At 69.9% G+C, this 17,740-nt stretch carries 12 protein-coding genes; 3 read left to right on the forward strand and 9 right to left on the reverse strand.

Annotated elements, in window-relative coordinates:
* Nucleotides 1–10: 10 nt before the first annotated feature.
* Nucleotides 11–5,398: a LamG-like jellyroll fold domain-containing protein gene (locus tag AB0877_RS11305; protein WP_366608453.1), complete on the reverse strand. Its 5,388-nt coding sequence runs from the start codon at nucleotides 5,396–5,398 to the stop codon at nucleotides 11–13.
* A 205-nt stretch (nucleotides 5,399–5,603) separates the two neighbouring features.
* On the opposite strand from AB0877_RS11305, the gene AB0877_RS11310 reads away from it, so the two are divergent.
* Nucleotides 5,604–8,420, forward strand: a complete 2,817-nt coding sequence (locus tag AB0877_RS11310; RefSeq protein WP_366608454.1) for a BTAD domain-containing putative transcriptional regulator — start codon at nucleotides 5,604–5,606, stop codon at nucleotides 8,418–8,420.
* Nucleotides 8,421–8,510: 90 nt separating this feature from the next.
* Nucleotides 8,511–9,893: a transposase gene (locus AB0877_RS11315; protein ID WP_366608455.1), complete on the forward strand. Its 1,383-nt coding sequence runs from the start codon at nucleotides 8,511–8,513 to the stop codon at nucleotides 9,891–9,893.
* A gap of 25 nt (nucleotides 9,894–9,918) precedes the next feature.
* Here the strand turns inward: AB0877_RS11315 and AB0877_RS11320 are convergent, their stop codons facing one another.
* Both AB0877_RS11320 and AB0877_RS11325 read right to left on the reverse strand, forming a co-directional pair.
* On the reverse strand, nucleotides 9,919–10,407 hold the full coding sequence (locus AB0877_RS11320) for a MarR family transcriptional regulator (RefSeq protein WP_366608456.1): 489 nt from the start codon (nucleotides 10,405–10,407) through the stop codon (nucleotides 9,919–9,921).
* 8 nt (nucleotides 10,408–10,415) lie between these two features.
* The gene (locus AB0877_RS11325; protein ID WP_366608457.1) at nucleotides 10,416–11,663 is read right to left on the reverse strand and encodes an NAD(P)/FAD-dependent oxidoreductase; all 1,248 of its coding nucleotides are present in this window, start codon (nucleotides 11,661–11,663) and stop codon (nucleotides 10,416–10,418) included.
* A 152-nt stretch (nucleotides 11,664–11,815) separates the two neighbouring features.
* Here AB0877_RS11325 and AB0877_RS11330 point away from each other — a divergent pair, with 152 nt between their 5' ends.
* Nucleotides 11,816–13,108: a serpin family protein gene (locus AB0877_RS11330; RefSeq protein ID WP_366608458.1), complete on the forward strand. Its 1,293-nt coding sequence runs from the start codon at nucleotides 11,816–11,818 to the stop codon at nucleotides 13,106–13,108.
* 31 nt (nucleotides 13,109–13,139) lie between these two features.
* Here AB0877_RS11330 and AB0877_RS11335 read toward each other — a convergent pair whose 3' ends face one another.
* From AB0877_RS11335 to AB0877_RS11360, 6 genes are all read right to left on the reverse strand, one after another.
* On the reverse strand, nucleotides 13,140–13,721 hold the full coding sequence (locus AB0877_RS11335; protein WP_366608459.1) for a dihydrofolate reductase family protein: 582 nt from the start codon (nucleotides 13,719–13,721) through the stop codon (nucleotides 13,140–13,142).
* Between the two features lie 66 nt (nucleotides 13,722–13,787).
* On the reverse strand, nucleotides 13,788–14,627 hold the full coding sequence (locus tag AB0877_RS11340; protein WP_366608460.1) for an AraC family transcriptional regulator: 840 nt from the start codon (nucleotides 14,625–14,627) through the stop codon (nucleotides 13,788–13,790).
* 112 nt (nucleotides 14,628–14,739) lie between these two features.
* Nucleotides 14,740–15,027, reverse strand: a complete 288-nt coding sequence (locus AB0877_RS11345; RefSeq protein WP_366608461.1) for a hypothetical protein — start codon at nucleotides 15,025–15,027, stop codon at nucleotides 14,740–14,742.
* Nucleotides 15,028–15,181: 154 nt separating this feature from the next.
* A complete protein-coding gene (locus AB0877_RS11350) occupies nucleotides 15,182–15,406 on the reverse strand; it encodes a ferredoxin (protein ID WP_366608462.1) in 225 nt (74 codons plus the stop codon).
* On the reverse strand, nucleotides 15,403–16,632 hold the full coding sequence (locus AB0877_RS11355; protein WP_366608463.1) for a cytochrome P450: 1,230 nt from the start codon (nucleotides 16,630–16,632) through the stop codon (nucleotides 15,403–15,405). The genes AB0877_RS11350 and AB0877_RS11355 overlap by 4 nt, the downstream gene beginning before the upstream one ends.
* Nucleotides 16,633–16,931: 299 nt before the next feature.
* The gene (locus tag AB0877_RS11360; RefSeq protein ID WP_366608464.1) at nucleotides 16,932–17,711 is read right to left on the reverse strand and encodes a hypothetical protein; all 780 of its coding nucleotides are present in this window, start codon (nucleotides 17,709–17,711) and stop codon (nucleotides 16,932–16,934) included.
* Nucleotides 17,712–17,740: the final 29 nt, after the last annotated feature.

The following is a 17,740-nucleotide window of genomic DNA, read 5'->3' on the forward strand; positions in this document are numbered from 1 at the left end:
AGGCCGGTCGCTACGAGGCCGGTGGAAGGCCCGGCTTGATCCGGACGAAGAAGGCGTTGGATGGCCTGTTCTGCAGTCCTCCTTCGAGCTGCGGGCTGGTGAACACTCGATATCGGGCGTAGAAGGCCCCGAGGTCACGTCCGGCAGCCGCGTTCTGGGCGGTGGTCACCATGCGTAGTGACGCGTTGTGGGTCGGAGTCCAGACGTTGTTGACCATCTGCCCCTCGACACCGAGCGCCTGATTGGTAGATGCGAACGGGTACTCGTCGCACTGCCTACCCGGACCGAATCCGGGAAGGTTCACCCGGTACTTGTCGCGAAAATACTTGTTCTTCGAGGTGTAGAGCGCCCCGTCGGGCTGGGGTACCCTCGCGGTGTTCGCCCGCTTGGTGAGCGGTATCTTCGCGCACGGCGTCGCCCCGCAGGCGTCGTAGTTGCCGGGGAAGCTCTTGGTGATGGGCGCACCCTGGAGGTTGACCTTCGGCTCGGTGCCCTGCGGGTTCTGGAACGCGAACTGGATGTGCTGCGCCACCTCCCACCGGTCGGGGTCCTGGGAGTACATCGTGTAGACCCGGTCGGCACCCAGGAACCTGCACCCTCCGGTGTTGCCGACCCACTTCAGCTCTCCCCCGATCAACGTGCGGTACCTGATGCGCTCGCTGTCGCAGCGGGCGACGAAGGGAAGATCGCCCCGCCTGGTCGGGGGTCCGTTCTCGGTGACGAGATACTGCCACAGTCGGAAGGGCGTCGGATCGACGAACAGGAAGCTGTCGGCGTTGAACAGCTTGGGCCGCAGGGTGCAGTTCCCCCATGCCTTCGTCTTCGACTGGAAGACGAAATCGTCTTCACCGTCGCGCTTGAAGGCGCCGATGGTCGCGTCCCGGTTGGCTCCCTTGATCATCTCGCAATCGGAGTTGTCGGACCCTTGCGCGTCGATCCGGAGCCGAAGCGTGTCGCCGTCGAACGCGTTCGTGGGCGTGCAGTTGGCAGCCTCGGTCTTGATGTTGGTGATGCTGGTCCAGAGGCTGATGTCCCTGGCGGTGAGGGTCGAGTTCGCTGGGGCGTCGACAACCGGTTTGCCGTTCGAGGTGCCCAGGTTGGTGAACACGATCGTGTTGACGGTCATCATCACGCCCTTGGACTTCGGGCACCGGGACGTCGGCAGGCCGGTGTACTGATTCACCTCGAAGTCGACCCAACCCAGGATCTTGCTGTGGCAGGCCGAATAGGGGCGCAGGACCGTCCAGCCGAACGCGTGGTTGGGTCGGGGCGAGCTCAGACGTGCGGCGTTGCAGCCCGGGCGGTCGATCCGCTCGTAGTCGAACGGCGCCCCCGTGTTCTCGTCGGCCGCCGCGAACGTGCCGTGCGGGGGGAGCTTTCCGGCCGAGTGGGCGTCGCCGACCTGGAACGTCTGCCACTTCGACCACGCGCTGGTTCCGTCGGGCGCCGTCGTGCGAGCGTGCCACCGCACCCACTGGCCCTTGGTGAGCTTGCCGGATGGCATCCGCAGCGTGTGGCGTGCCGCGCCGCCCGCGCTGGTCATCGTGCCCGACCAGATCGGTTTCGCGTCGACCGCCGCCTTGCCCGTCGGGGACTTCTCCGGCAGTGCGGCCACCTCGACCTGCACCTTCGCCGGCTGGTTCGGTGGACGCGACAGCCAGGTGGTGAACGCCGGCGTGGTCCCCTCGCCACCGGAGATCGCAAGCTTCGCGATCTCCGAGGTGCTGCTGGAGGACGTGGCGCGCTGGGCCGCCGGGGCGGCACCGATCGGCGTGTTCATGTCACTTTGGATCTGCGCCGCGGTGAGCGCGCGGTTGTAGACGCGTACCTCGTCGATCAGGCCGCTGAAGTACTCGCCCCAGATCTCGTTGCCACCGATGGTGAGCGTGCCCCCGTCGTCGTCGATGGTGCCGGTGACGGCGACCTCGCCGGCCTTTGTGCCGTTGACGTAGAGGGTGGCCCTGCTGCCGTCGTAGGTGAGCGCCACATTGCTCCAGGTGGCGTCCGGCAGGGCGGTGGGACCCTGGGGGGTGACCGGCTCACCGCTGGTGGTGAGCCACCCCGCGGGGCCGTCCCGGTCGGAGGCGTACAGGCCGTACGAGGCGTTGATTCCAGATGCCAGGTTCTTCATGACCACCGTGTGCCAGTCGGACTGCTCGTCCGGTCGGACCCAGGCGGACAGGGTCAGCGCGGTGGTCAGTCGCAACGATGGCGCGTGCGCGACAGTGACCAGGCTGCTGCTGCCGTTGAACGACAACGCCTTGCCGTACTTGCCGTTGGTGGCCCAGGTCGTGTCGTGGGCTGCTCCGCTGTTGGCCTGTCCGGACGAGTCGGAGAGCGTGGTGCCGGAGCCCTGGTTCATGTTGTAGGCCGCGACCAGTCCGGGCACCGGGTCCGACGGGTCGGTGGGCGACGGGGTGGGAGTGGGCGTTGGCGTCGGAGTCGGTGTGGGGGTGGGGCCGGTGGCGCCGACCGGAGTGGTCATGTCGGCCTGGATCTGGGTCGCGTCGAGGGCGCGGTTGTAGACGCGTACCTCGTCGACCAGGCCGCTGAAGTACTCGCCCCAGACCGTGTTGCCACCGATCGTCAGCTTCCCGCCGTCGACGTCGAGCGCCCCCGTGAGCGGTGTCCGGGCAGCCTGGGTTCCGTTGACGTACAGCCGGGCGTTGGTGCCGTCATAGGTGACCGTCAGATGGCTCCAGGCGTTGACGGCCAGCGGCGTGCCAGCGCTCACCTGGTACGACTGGCCGCCGCGCTGCAGCCAGCCCGACGGCGCGTCGCCGTTCGAGCCGTACAGCACGTAGGACGCGCCTTCCCCGGTGGCGAGGTTCTTGGCGACCACGCTGCGCCAACTCACGACCGAGGAGGGCCGCACCCACGCCGACAGGGTCAGCCCGCCGGTGAGCCGCAGCGAGGGCGCGTCGGCGACGGTGACCAGGCTGCTGGTGCCGTTGAACGACAACGCCTTGCCGTACCTGCCGGTGGCGCTCCACGTCGTGTTGGTGGCCGTACCGGCGTTGTTCTGGCCGGACGAGTCACCCACTCTCGTCCCGGTCCCCTCGTTCATCCCATAGGCGGCCACGAGCCCGGTCGGCGGTTTCACACCGGTGGTGAACGACCACGTGTGCGCGGAGGACATCGCGTTGCCCGCGCCGTCCGTGGCCCCTGACACCTCGGCGGTGTACGCGGTGGTCTCGGCCAGCGGCCCCGCCGGGGTGAAGGTGAGCACCCGCTTTGCGGCGTCCATGGCGGATGTTCCAGTGATCGACGTGCCAGCGGGGTTCTTCAGCGTGAGCTGGGCGCCGTCGACCGGCTCGGTGAACGTCGCTGTGACTGCCGTGGCCACCGCAACGTCGGTCGCCTGGGCCGCCGGGGTCACCGCGGAGACGGCCGGGGCCTTCGTGTCGTTCTCGGTGGTGAACTGCCAGCCGTGCGGGTCCTGTTCGTTGCCGTCCTCGTCGTGCGCCTCACGGGCCTCAGCGCTGTACGCGGTGCTGGCCTTCAGCGGCTGCGACGGAGTGAAGGTGACGATCTGCCCGGTGGCGTCCGAGGTCGTCGTGCCCGGCGCTGCGGTCCCGCTGGGGTCCTTAACGATGATCTTCGGGTTCCAGACCTTCTCGCCGAAGGTCACGGTGACGGTGGTGTCGACCGGGACGTCGGTGCTGCCGGCCACCGGCTGCACGCCGGTGACCGTGGGCTTGGTCTCGTCGACCGGAAGGTCTCCGGACGGCACCTCGTCGGGCTCGATGTCGGCCGGGTCGATCTCCTCGTCACTCGGCATGGGTCGAAGTCGCCGGGAGTCGACCTCGCTGGGCACGCCCACGCCGAGCCTCTCGAACGCGTCGGCCTCCTCGTTGGTCAGCCCCCAGCTGGCGTCGTCGAGCGGCTGGGCGGCCATCGCCTTGGCCTCTTCGTAGCTGGGGAACTCGGTCAGATCGGCGTCCGACTCGAACTTCACCCACTCGGTACGCGTGGGTGGCGGCGTGTATTCGACCATGAGCGCGGGCGGGTGACGGTAGCCCGGATACGGGTCGCCGCCACCGAACTCGCTGGCGTAGTACTGGCGCCAGTTGGTCGCGGCGGTCTCGCTGGCCGCCCGCAGCACCAGCCCGTGGTTGGGCGCGTCCTGCTCGATCCAGGCCCGGGCCATGCCGGTGACCCGGTGCCAGACCTCCTCGTCCTTGGCACACCAGGTGTTGACGGCGTCGTAGTTGTAGCCCGCCCGGTTCAGGCCTTCGGCGCTGCCGGTCGTCGAGGGCTGGTTGTACCAGTCCAATGTGGATGGACTCCACGAGGAGCCGAGGCGCGCGGCGACGATGCCCGCGCCCAACGGGTCACCGCAGAGGGCTCCGTTGGGGCCGCCGGACTTGTAGTTCCACATGATCAGGTCTGCCTGGACGACCGATGCCCCCGCCAGCTCCGGTGCGTCGGTGTTGAACCTCAGGTAGACCCGAGCGATGTCGGCGCTGGTCTGGGTGGTGCCGGCGCGCAACCATCCCTCAGCGGCATGGTTGTTGTAGGGGTCGTTCTTGCTGACCCAGGCATCCTGCGGCACGCCGCCGCCGAACCACTCCGAGGCGGCGGCGACCGTCACCGGATAGGCCACCGCCGGGTCGGCGAGGAACGTCGCGTCCGGCGAGAAGACCAGCTCCGACTTCTCCACGCGCGCCGCGACCGGAGAGGTCTTGCCGAGCTTGGCGTCGGTCGCGGTCAGCACGACCGGTGCGGCTTTCGCCGCGCCCTTGCCGTCCTTCAGCTGGGGTAGTCCCTGCGGTGTCTTGCCGAAGGTGGTTCCCTTGGGCAGCGTGAGCGGCATCCGCACCGTCACCGGGCCGGTCGGCCGTTGCCGGAAGACGACCTGCGAGACGAACCCGTCGGATTCGGCCCGCACCATGAGGTCCACTCCCCTGGACACCGCGTCGGGGTAGGTGACCGTGTTGCCGGAGATCTTCGGCTCCGGCAGCGCCTGCTTCACTCGCAGGTTGACCGTGCCGTTGCTACCGGCTGCCGAGACCAGGCTCTTGCTGCCGCGCCCGCCGAGGCTCAGCGGAACCTTCGTACGGACCGTCTGCAGCACACCGTCGCGAGCGACGATGGTGGTGTCGATGGGCTCCCACACGCCGGTGCCCGGGTTCTTGAGTTGGACGGGGCGGGTGTGCAGCTGAGCCCGCAGGTGCTTGCCGTCGGGATCGGCCCATACCTTCATCGTCTCGGTGAAGCGATCGGGGACTTCGACGGGCGCGCCGGCCTTGGCCGCCTTCGCCCAGGCGGCTTCGAGCCCGCGACCGCTCGCCTGAGCGGCCGGCGTGGCACCAGGGATCTTCTCCGCCGCGACCAGTGTCAACGGCAACAGGAGCGCCAGCGTCAGGGCGCCTCTGAACAACGGATGGAGTGACATCGGCCGAGTATTTGTCGAAGCACTGCCGCGAACCTTGTACGTACCTTGAATCCGCTAGTCAGGTGGCGGGCCGGCCAGGTGCGGTCCGGGCACTTCCAGACTGTGGAAGGGGGGCGGCGGCGTCGCCGTCCACCTGGAACCATCGTGAGCAACCTTATGACGGTTGAGCGTGCGGGGGCGCGCCGGGACGAATGGGGTCGCGGCGATGGCTGTCGAGTTCAGACTGCTGGGTGAGGTCGAGGCTCGCGTCGCGGGCCGGTCGATCGACCTGGGGCATCTTCGACAGCGGGGTGTGCTGGCGGTCCTGCTCATCGGCGCCAATCAGCTGGTCCGCACCGATCAGTTGATCGGCCGGGCCTGGGGTGATCTGCGACCGCAGTCGGCGTCGAGTTCGCTCTACAGCTATCTGTCACGACTGCGTCGCAGTCTCGGTGAGGCCACCGATGTGTCGATCCGGCGGCAGTCCGGCGGCTACCTGCTCCAGGTGGATCCGTGGGCGATCGACCTGCACCGGTTCCGCGAACTGCTCGCTGTGGCCCGGACCACCGACGATGCCGGACGGGCGTTGCGGATCTTCGACGAGGCCCTGGGGTTGTGGCGAGGCACTCCGCTGGGCCAGCTCGACACACCGTGGCTCGATGAGGTGCGGACGGCCGCCGATCGGGAGCGGGTCGCCGCCGACCGGGACCGCACCGATGTCGCGCTGCGCTGCGGCCAGCACGCCGCCCTGGTGCCGCAACTCCTGCGCGCCGTGGCGGAGCACCCGTTCGACGAACGGCTGATCGGTCAGCTCATGCTGGCGCTGTGTCGGTCCGGGAGGCAGGCCGACGCGCTCGACCATTACCTGGCCCTACGCCGGCGACTGGCGGACTCACTCGGCGTCGATCCCATGCCGGAGTTGCAACGCCTGCACCTCCGGATGATCAGCGGCGACCCGACGCTCGCCGCGCCCAGCCCGGAGACCGTCGTCGCCCGCGGTGACGTACCCCGCCAACTGCCCGCGCCACCCGCGGGCTTCGTCGGCCGGGCCGACGAACTCGCCGCGCTGTCGGCCGCCTCCGGCGCCGACGGCGGCGGGGTGGCCACCATCGGTGGTCCCGGGGGCGTCGGCAAGACCTGGCTCGCGCTGCACTGGGCGTACGACAACCTGAAGCGTTTTCCGGACGGTCAGTTGTACGTGAACCTGCGCGGCTTCGAGGTTGCCGCTCCGGTGTCACCCGAGGTCGTGCTGCGCGGGTTGCTGGACGCGCTGCACGTGCCCGCCGAGACGGTCCCGGTGGACCTGGACGCGCAGACCGCCCTCTATCGCAGCCTGGTGGCCGACAAACGCATGCTGATCGTGCTCGACAACGCCCGCGACGTGACCCAGGTGATTCCACTGCTTCCCGGTGGGCAGCACTGCACGGTGCTGGTGACCAGCCGGGCCCGCCTCGGCGGGCTCGTCGCCGCGTACGGCGCCCGGCCGGTCGACCTGGAGGTGTTGACGGAGCCGGAGGCCCGCAACCTGTTGATCCACCTGCTCAACCGGCACGGGGCGGCGGTCGAGCCGCAGAGCGTACGGGACATCGCGTCCCGGTGCGCCGGCCTTCCCCTGGCCCTGAGCATCGTGGCGGCCCGAGCGGCGATGCAGCCCGACCTGCCGCTGAGCGTGGTCAGCGAGGAGCTTCGGGAGGAAGCGACCCGGCTCGACGCCCTGACCGTGGGCGATCTGCACGGCGACATCCGCGCCGTGTTCGCCGCCTCGCACCACGCGCTCAGCGCCGAGGCGGCCCGGCTGTTCGTCCTGCTCTCACTCGTGCCCGCACCGGAGATCGGGCTGGCCGCCGCGGCCAGCCTCGTCGGGCGCCCCCGCGACCGCAGCCGGCTGTTGTTGACGGAGTTGCGCGACTCGCATCTGGTCGGGGTGCCGCGACAGGCCCGCTACCGGATGCACGATCTGGTGCGCCTCTATGCCCGGCATCGGGTGGACGACGACCAGCCGGCACAGGCCCGCAACGACGCGCTGGACCGGCTGCTGGACTTTCTCCTGCACACCGCCGGCCGGGCGGCCCGGCTCGTCGAGCCCAACCGCGACGGGGCCGAGCCGGACGTCCCGGCCGGGACCGACGCGCCGATGGGCGTCGACTCGCTGGCCGACCACGCCGAGGCCCTCGCCTGGTTCGTCACCGAACACCAGATGTTGCTGGGCATCCTGGCGTACGCGGCGGAGCACGGCCGTGACCTCCACGTGTGGCAGTTGGCACGGACGCTGGAGACCTTCTTCGACTACAAGGGGCACTGGAACGACTGGATCGACACCCAGCACCTGGCGCTCGCCGCGGCGCGGCGGATGGGAGACCGGCACCGGCAGGCGCAGGCCCATCGCAGTCTGGGCGTAGCCCACACCCAGCTGGGGCGTCTGGACGTGGGCTACGAGCAACACCAGCACGCACTGCAGATCTTCGCCGAGCTGGACGACCACGCGAAACAGGCCGACACCCACCGGGGCCTGGGGTGGGTGTGCCACAACCAGGGCGATTGGCCGGGCGCGCTCGGCCACAACGAACGGGCGCTGGAGCTCTACCGCCGGCTCGGTGACCGGACGGGGCAGGCGGCGGCGTTGAACAACGTGGGCTGGCTGTACAGCATGCTCGGCGACCATCGGCAGACGTTGCGCTTCGGCGCGCAGGCGACGGCCCTCAACCAGGAAATCGGCGACGAACACGCCGAAGCGGGCACCTGGGACACCATGGGCTACGCCCACCATCACCTGGGCGAGTACGAGCAGGCCATCGACTGCTATCGCCGGGCGCGGGCGCTGATCCGCCGCTTCGACGACCACTTCAACGAGGCGGACATCCTGCGGCACCTCGCGGAGAGCCTTACCGCCATCGGCGACAGCGACGGCGCGCGGGAGGCGCTGGAGGATGCGGTCGTCTCGCTCGACCAGATCGGCCACAGCGCGGCCGACGAGGTGCGGGCCGAGCTGCAGAAGCTGGAACTGGCGGCACTGGTGGGGCGTGAACGCCCCGACTCCCGCTAGTGCTGTGTCCACTAACGTTGGCCGGGTTGTGTCAGACCCTCATGGTTGGCTTCGGGTATGCCCAGACGTAGGGATTCAGGAGCGCTGCGGGTGGTGCATCGCACCGCCCGGGTCGGCCTGCGTCTGACCCGGTCGCAGCGGCAACGCCGCTTCGGCCTGCTCCGCGCGGCCGGGGATCTTTGGGCGTGTGTATTGGAATACAACAGCTGGCGGCATCGTCGTCACGATCGGCCGGTCGCGAGCTATCAGGAGTTGTGCCGACTGCTCGCCGCGTCTGGTCCGGGCACGTTCGGTGAGCTCGACTCGACCGGCGCCCGGTCGGTGTTGCGTCGCTATTCTGATGCGTGGTTCAGCGCTGCCGCCCGCCGCAGGGCGGGGCATGGTGAGGTGCGGTATCCGCGGCGGCGACGGTCGTTGATGCCGGTCCGCTGGTATCACGGCACGTTCGGTCTGAGTGAACGGCGGCTGCGGTTGCCGACCTCGGCCGGGAGCCCGCCGCTGGTGGTGCGCCTGGACCGGGCGGTTCCCTACCCCCATGATGCGGTGCGGTCAGTGACGTTGGTGTTCGATCAGGGGCGGTTGTGGGTCGAGGTCACCGCGGAGCTTCCGGTCGCGACCTACCCTGCGGGTCAGGAGCCGCAGCGGGGGCGGGTCGCCGGGGTCGACCTGGGCATCATTCACCCGTACGCAGTGGCAACCGGTGACGGGCAGATGTTGCTGGTGTCCGGGCGGGCGATCCGCGCCGAGCACCGTCAGCACCTGGCCGACACGAAAGGCCGCCGCCGGGCGAGCGCCGCCCGTGCGCCGACGAGGGGCCAGCGGGGTTCGCGGCGGTGGCGCAAGACCCGCCGGCGGGCTCGGCTGATGGAGGGGCGGCATCGGCGTCGGGTACGGCAGGCCGGGCACGAGGCCGCGAAGACCGTGATCGGCTGGGCAGTGCAGCACCGGGTCGGGACCCTGACCGTCGGTGACCCGCGTGGTGTCCTCGATCTTCCGGCGGGTCGGCGGCACAACCTGCGGTTGCGGCAGTGGCAACTCGGCCGGGCGATCGCGGTCCTGAAGGACAAGGCGGAGCTGGCCGGGATCACCGTGTATCTGGTCGATGAGCGGGGTACGTCGTCGACCTGCCCGGTGTGCCGGCGCAGAGTGGTCAAGCCCCACGGGCGGACCATGATGTGCAGGAGTTGCGGGTTCGTCGGGCATCGCGATGTTGCCGCGGCGTTCACCATCGCCACCCGGACCCCGGGCGGCGTCACCACCACCGCACCCGACATGGGTGCGGACATCACGCACCGTCGAGCAGGCCGACACCTTCCCGGTGCCGGGCTGTCCCGGCGTGACCCACGCCGCCCACCAGCGGTGTCAGGGTCGGTTGGCCGGCTGAGGCCCGCCCCACTACCGGTGGGGAGTCGCTCGCTCCGACAACGTCTGGGCGAGGAACCACAACACCACCGACAACCCGGTGAACGTTAGTGGTCACAGCACTAGCTGACCGACCTCACACAGACCCCTGCGCGGTCTCGCCGCCGCGCAGGCGGTCCAACTCGGCGAGGTACATCGCCTGCATGCGGTCGTGGTGCCGGACCAGCAGCCCGACCTCCTCGACGCTGTAGCCCTCGATGAGCCGCTCCGCCCGCTCGGCGAACCGCTCGTACGGTCGCTCCAACTCGGCGGCCCGCTCCGGCCGCAGCGCGACGATCAACCGCCGCCGGTCCGCCGGATCGCGCTCGGCCGTCAGGTAGCCCGCCTGCTGGAGCCGGCGGAGCATGCTGGTCACCGCTCCGGTGGTGAGGTTGGTCCGCTCGGCGACCTGCCCCGCGGTGGCGGATCCGACGTCCGCCAGGTAGTCCAGGCACTCCAGGTCGCTCACGGTGAGGCCCAGCCGCTCCGCCACGGCGTACCGGAACACCATGGACAGCCGCGACGTCTCCCGCCCGGCGCGCATCAGGTCGGTGATCGTTGACGCGCGGGCCGGCTCGTGGGACATGCCGGCAATCATCCCTTTGGTACGGTGACCCGGTGCAGCCGAGGTAGCACGCGGGTCAGCACCCAGTGGGGCGCGGCCGCTCCCCCGGTGAGGCGGCGCATCAGCCGGGCCGCGGTGTCGACGGCCCGGAAGGCGTAGCGCACCATCTCGTCCTGGTAGCTGGCGATCGCCTCCTCCACCGACGCGCCGGAGGCCCGCGCCTCGACCAGCTTGTGGCCGAGCAGTGCGGCGTCACGCAGCGCCGTGTTGCCGCCGTGCGCGCCGAACGGCGGCATGACGTGCACGGCGTCGCCCATCATCGTTGCCCGGGGCACCGCCCACCGTCGCGGGCGCTGGCCGGCGGCGAAGAGGTTGAGCACCGTGGCGTCCAGCTCGGCCGTGCCGACCAGCCGCCGGATGACCGGGTGGAAGTCCATGCTCATCCCGGAGGCCAGTCTCCACAGCGTCAGCAGGTCACCTCGGATGCCCATGGGCACCTCCTCCTGCCGGAGCAGCAGTCCCCACATGACGTAGTCGTCGCCGGTGGGCGCATAGCTGCCCGGGGCCAGGCGCGCGAACGCCTCCGACGGGCTCTCGCCGAACCGCATGGAGGTGAAGAAGAAGGCGCGGCCCGGCCGGTCGGCGATGGACAGGACCCCGCTGCTGTGCAGCGCTTCCGGGATGATGCTCGCGCCGTTGCGCCACAGGGGCGACCGGCCGTAGATGCCCGCCATCGGGGTGTTCTCCGGGTGCGCGTCCGGCATGATCTGCGCGCGCAGCGCCGAGCCGACACCGTCGGCACCCACGACGACGCTTGCCGCTGCGGCTGTGCCGTCGGAGAACAGCAGCCGCGGCCGTGCCGGGTCACCGCTGTCCACGCCGACGGCGTCCTTGCCGTAGTGGATGCGCCCGTTCAGCCCGGACTGCAGGATCGAGCGCAGAGTCAGCCGGTCGACCTGACGGGTCGCGTGCGGCTCGTCCCTGAAGGTGATGGTGAAGGCGTCCCGCAGCCGGCTGTCGGTGAAGCGTAGGTGCCCGCCGGGCTCGTCGCCGGTGGTCAGGGCCAGGTTGTAGAGCGAGCGCGGCAGGCTCTCACGCAGCGCTTGCAGGCCGTACCGGTCGAGGATGATCCGATAGCCCTGCCGCCGGACGAAGGGGCCCGGATCCCGCTCGTAGACGTGCACATCGATGCCGGCGCGCATCAGGTACTGGGCGAGACAGAGGCCGGATAGGCCGGCGCCGGCGATCGCCACTGAGAAGCCCGTCGATATGGTCACGGTATTATCTTAATGACTAAGATGATTGGGGCAAGGCCGCCGGCCGAGGCGGCCGAACCGAAGCGCCGACACGAGTGAGAGGCATCGTCGAGTTTCGATGAATTCGGGTTCGGGCCTGGTGGGTTTCCGTGGGACTGCCCTAACCTCGATATATGGTCTCGCGTCGATCCGTTCTGCGGGCGGTCCCGCTCGCCGCAGCTGCCCTCACCGCCGCCCCGGGTGATCTTCGTTGGCTCGGCCCGCCGTCCACCTCGGCGGATACGGACCGCATACCGCCCGACCCGGCCACGATGCAGGCCACCGCCACCGCCGTTCGGGGCTTCACGGCCGACCTCTACCGCACGGTGGCGGCGACCCGGGCAGGCGGCAACGTGGTGTGCGCGCCGTACTCGGTCGGGCTCGCGCTGGCGATGACCAGGGCGGGCGCCCGCTCGACCACCGCGGACGAGATGGACACGGTGCTGCACGCGCCGTGTCCGCGCCCCCGCGCGCTCGACCGCGGGCTCAACACCGTCGAGCAGACACTCGCCGGCCGTTACCAGGACGGCGACGGAGTCAAGCAACCTCGGCTGACCACCGCCAACGCGCTGTGGACACGGCTCGATCTGGCCCTGCGACCCAGGTTCCGGGACACCCTGGCCGGCTACTACGGTGCCACGCCACGACTGGTCGACTTCCGCGGCGCGCCCGAGGTGGCCCGCCAGGAGATCAACAGCTGGGTGTCCGACCGGACCAACGCGAAGATCCCAGAGCTGTTGCAGTCCGACGCCGTGAGCCCCGACACCAGCCTGATCCTGACAAACACGCTCTACCTCAAGGCGGCCTGGAAGTACCCGTTCACCGCCGCGGCCACCGCGACGGGAGCGTTCACCCGAGATGACGGGACCGTCGTCGACGTCCCGATCATGCGCGGGCCGTTCGACCGGATGGGCTACCTCGAGGGAGACGGCTGGCGCGCGGTCGACGTGCCGTACGCGGGCGACGGGCTGGCCATGGCCATCGTCATGCCCACCCGGGACGATCTCGCCGCCGTCGAGGCGAGCGTCGATGCGACCTGGCTGGGCGCGTTGCTGACCGGGTTCCAGATCACCGACGTCGAACTGCGCCTGCCCCGCTGGACGTTCCGCCTGCCGGCCGAACTACGTGCCGCGCTGAGCAGCCTCGGCATGCCCAGCGCATTCACCTCACAGGCCGACTTCACCGGCATGAGCACCGAACCGGCCCTGTCCATCGACGACGTGGTGCACGAGACGTTCATCGCGGTGGACGAGAAGGGTACCGAGGCCGCGGCCGCGTCGGCCGTCATCGTCCGGCCGCCGTCGATCCCGCAAGGCCCGCAGTTCTTCGTCAACCGACCATTCCTGTACGTCATCCACGACCGGCTCACCGGCGTACCGCTGTTCCTCGGCCGGGTCCACGACCCGCTGGTCGACGGCGCAGCCTGAGCGGACGGGGCCAGCCGGCTCGCTCAGATCGTCAACGGCGCACCCGATAGCGCAGGTGCAGCACCCGGCTGCCCTGAATGACGACATCAGCATCCCCCAACAGGTGCTGCGCGTCGACGGACCCGAAGTAGCGCTTGCCGGACCCGAACACCACCGGTACGACGTCCATGCGCACCTCGTCGACCAGGCCCGCGGCAAGCACCTGGCCGCCGACGTCGCCAGCGGCGACCTCGACGACACGGTCACCCGCGAGCTCCCGCGCCTTGGCCACGGCTGCCGCGACGCCGTCGACGAAGTGGAAGGGTGCTTCGGGATCCCAGCCCTCCGGCTTCGGCCGGTGCGTCACGACGACCACGTGGTCGATCCCGCTCGGCGGCTTTCCGTCCCAGCCGTCGGTCATGTCGAAGACGTGCCGGCCGACGATCGTCACCCCGATCTGGTCCCAGTACGGCCGGACGTAGTCGTGGGACGCCTGTGACACCTTCAGCGCGCCGCTCTCGTCCAACGGGACGTCACCGCTGGTCAACCAGTCGAACAGTGGTCCGGGCTGGTCGTTCTCGTCTGCGATGAAGCCGTCCACCGACACCGAGCTGTACATGACCACGTCGCCCATCGGCGCGCTCCTCTGCTGGGGATGCTCTCAGGCTAGAGTTCCGTGAGCTGTCGCTCTTGTAAGGAATCAATCGGTCGGTAGCGGCCAGCCGTCCAGCACGTGGCCGGGATGTTCGCGCAGGAACCGCCGCCGGACCTCGATGTACCGGGTGGGTGTGAGCCCGGTGAAGGCCCGGAACTCGTGGCCGAAGTGCGCCTGGTCGAAGTAGCCGGCGGCAGCGGCGAGGTCGGCCCAGTCGATCGGTTCGGCGGGGTTGATCGAGAGCACGGTGGCGGCGAAGCGGTAGCCGCGGGCGAACCGTTTCGGTGTGACGCCGACCAGTTCCTTGAACCGCTGCGCGAGGTGAGTGCTACTGACACCGGCGGAGACCCTCAGGTCGTCGATCGCCACCGCCCCACCGGTCGCGGCGATGATGCGGCTCGTACGGCGGACCAGCCCCAGGCCAGCCGCATCGCCCAGCCGCCGCATCAGCTCGTCCTCAAGCAGCGTCAGCATCTCGTGCGGCCCCTCGGCCGTGGCCAGCCGGTCTCGCAGCTCAGCGATGGCGGGCCGGCCCCACACCTGCTCCATCGTCGCCGGCCGGTCACACAGCTCCACCGCGGGCATCGGCAGGAACGGTGCCAGCCCCCACGGCTTGAAGTGCACGCCGACGGACCGGGTCCGGGGTGGGTAGCCGAACTCGAGCGCGCGGGTGGGCGTGGTGACGACGCAGCCGTCGGCGTACTCGGCCGCCTCGACATCGGTGCCGGCGCGGATGCGGAACGGTGCGCCGAGGTTGACGACGAGGAACGCCGCCGGACTCGCCGGCAGCGTCAGCCGGGCGTACGGCGGCGATCCCTCCAGGTAGTAGAGGTCGTCGATCAGCCCGTCCAGCGGCGGTCGCGGCACTCTGGACACGTACTCCACGCCCACAGTATCGCCGCCGCCGCGCGACGGAGAGCTGTCCGCCACGACCAGAATCCCAGTCGCTCCGAACCCCCCAGCAGGACTTCGCTCGGCTCTGCCGGGGCGGCACTGGTCAGCGCCGCCGCCTCCGCCGCCGCCGCACGATGGCTGCCACCGCCACGACGAGCAGGAGCAACACCACGGGACAGGTCCACTCCTGGAGGAAGTTTGCGACCTTCACAACGCCCCACAGGCACAGACCGATGATGGTCAAGCCCACCAGCGGGCCGAACAGGGAGGGGCCGTCGTCCCGATTGGCTGGAACGGCCTCGCTGGGCTCCAGGACGTGGGGCGGAACGTTCTGCCAATTACCTTTGGCGTCCTTGTACGGCTGATTGGACCTGCGTTCTTTGTCCGGCATCTCAACCCCCCGCTGAGCCGCGTGGGTCCAGAGTAGAGGGGCACGGTGAGCCGTGTGGCCCCTGACCGGCGACCGCGACCGCGTCATCGCTGATCTGCCGGAGCTCTCGCACCTGCCCGTCTCGTGGGTGCGGACGGCCCGGCTCGATGTCAGCTCACTCCTGCGGCGCGATCAGCCGGTCGTCGGCGTCGTGGACCGTGATCGCCTCCACCGGGCACGAGTCGGCGGCGTCGAGGATGACGTCGGCCGGGGTGACGACGTCAGCCAGCGGCGTGGACAGGCCGTCGACCAGGCGGAAGTGCTCGGGCGCGGTGCCGGCGCAGATGCTCGTGCCGATGCAGCGGCCCGAGTCCACCCCGACTCGCCAGGTGGTGCTCACCAGGCCACCGGCATGCCGAGCAGGCCCCGCACCAACATGCCCCGTTTCCACCGCAGATCGGCTTCCGGCACGGCGAGCCGCAGCCCGGGCAGGCGGGTCACGAGGGTGGCGACGGCGACCTGTAGTTCCATGCGGGCCAGCTGTGCGCCGACGCAGTGGTGCACGCCGTGCCCGAAGCCCAGGTGCGGGTTCTGCTGGCGCGCGAAATCCAGCCGGTCCGGGTCGGCGAAGACGGTACCGTCCCGGTTCGCCGACGACAGTGAGCCGAGAACCGGCTCACCTGCCCGGACCAGCACCCCGCCGACCTCGACGTCCTCCTTGGCGTACCGGGCGAACGAGGAGCCGACGCCGAGCGGCACGTACCGCAGCAGTTCCTCGACCGCGGCCGGCACCAGCGACGGGTCGGCCCGCAGCCGAGCGAGCTGGTCCGGATTGTGCAGCAGGACGTACACGAAGTTGGGGATCTGGGTCACGGTGGTCTCGTGGCCGGCCGCCAGCAGCCCCGCGGCCAGCTCCACCAGCTCGGTCTCGCTGAGCCGATCCTGGTTCTCGTCGCGGGCCCGCACCAACGCGCCGAGCAGGTCGTCGATCCCCGGCTCGCGGCGGCGCTCGGCGACCAGAGCACCGATGTAGCCCCAGAGGTTGTTCAGGTATTCCTGGATCGTCTCCCCGGGCAGGGAGGTGGTCGACACGATCGCCTCCGACCAGATGTGGAAGCGGTCGCGGTCGGCGTACGGGACTCCGAGCAGCTCGCAGATCACCTGGATCGGCAGCGGCGTGGCGACGTGCTCCACCAGGTCGGCCGGCGGACCGAGCTGGACCATGTCGTCGACCAGCGCGTCGGCGATCTCCTGGGTGCGGGGTCGCAGCGCCTCCACCCGACGTGCCGTGAACGCCTTCGCCACCAGCCGGCGCAGCCGGGTGTGATCGGGCGGGTCCATGGTCAGCATCCCGCTGTACTGCTGGCGCGCGGTGAGCCGGGGCTCGTCGCGCTGGACGGCCGGGGCGCGGCCGAACCGCACGTCGCCGAGGACCGTACGGACGTCCTCGTACCGGGTGGCGAGCCACGCTTCCTCGCCGTAGGGAAGCTTCACCCGGGTCATCGGTTCAGTCTCGCGCAGCTCGCCGTAGGTCGGATCGACGACCAGGCGGTCGGGCACGCTGAACGGGTACGGCCGCGCGGGCGGGACGCTTCGACTCTCGGTGGTCTGCGCGCTCTCCGTCATCCGGGTTCCCTTCGTCGAGACGGCGTGGATCCTCAGGTCGGCACCACGTTCGTAGCGGCGCCGGATTGCCAGCGTCCAGGGCTTGCGGACAGAACACATCAACGCTCAGTAATCCATCGATGTCGGATCGTAGCGGGAGATGTCGATGATCGCCATGGAGTCCGCTCCGCGTCCGTACGGAGAGACGTGCCTGCGGCGAACGATGTGCGCGGCCTCGTCCTCGACGACCGACCATCCGCCGGGGTGCGGCAGCGAGGCCGCACCCCGGCAGAGAGCCTGAGAGGCACCCGAGCGTCAGGTCAGCAGCCGAGCCGCTTGCTCGACAGGGCGATGTCGTCGATCCAGAGGTCGAACTCGCCCGGTGTCGTGCCGCCCTGGTAAAGCTGCCAGCCGATCTTCACCGTGTCGACCGTCGGCAGGACAAAGGGAACGTCGTTGCCGCCGTGGTCGGTCGTGGAGGCCGTCAACTCCGGGTTCGCCACGCCATCGATCCACACCGCGACGCGGTTGTCCGCCGAGTCGATCTTCCACTCGAAGCACTGCCAGGTGTCCTCGACGACCGGGGCGGACTCCCGCCAGTTGGTCCAGTCGCCGGTCGGACCGCCGTCCGCGCCGATCCCCCAGAAGGTTCCGGGGACCGTGGGCGCGTACTGCCCACCGATCGGACGGACGACCTCCGCGCTGCCGGTGCCGGTCGCTTCCACCAGGGTGAAGTGCGCCCAGTCGGGGGCCGTGGGGAAGGCGTCGACCCGCAGACGCATCCGGCCGTAGAAGCGGTTGCCCGGCGCGGCGAAGTCGTCGACGCGCAGGAAGGCCCGTCCGTTGTCAACGGTGTGGATGTGCAGCGCCTGGTTGCCACGACGGGTACGTTCGACGGTGAGCGTGCCGTGGCGGGTGTCGACGCCCCAGTTCAACGTGCTGGGCCCTCCGGGAGGCAGTCGCTCGAAGTCCTCACAGAAGAGCAGGCCACGGGGGCACGAGGGCCGGGAGGCCCCCGATGCCCCGGCCGGGACGCTACCGACGGCGGCGCCGAGGATCAGGGCGGCGCTGAACACCGCGAAAAATCTGCGCACTGTCATCCTCCAGAACGGCTGGTCCCCACCACCGG

The sequence above is a fragment of the Micromonospora sp. NPDC047644 genome, assembly GCF_040704315.1.
In the GTDB taxonomy this organism is placed as follows: domain Bacteria; phylum Actinomycetota; class Actinomycetes; order Mycobacteriales; family Micromonosporaceae; genus Micromonospora.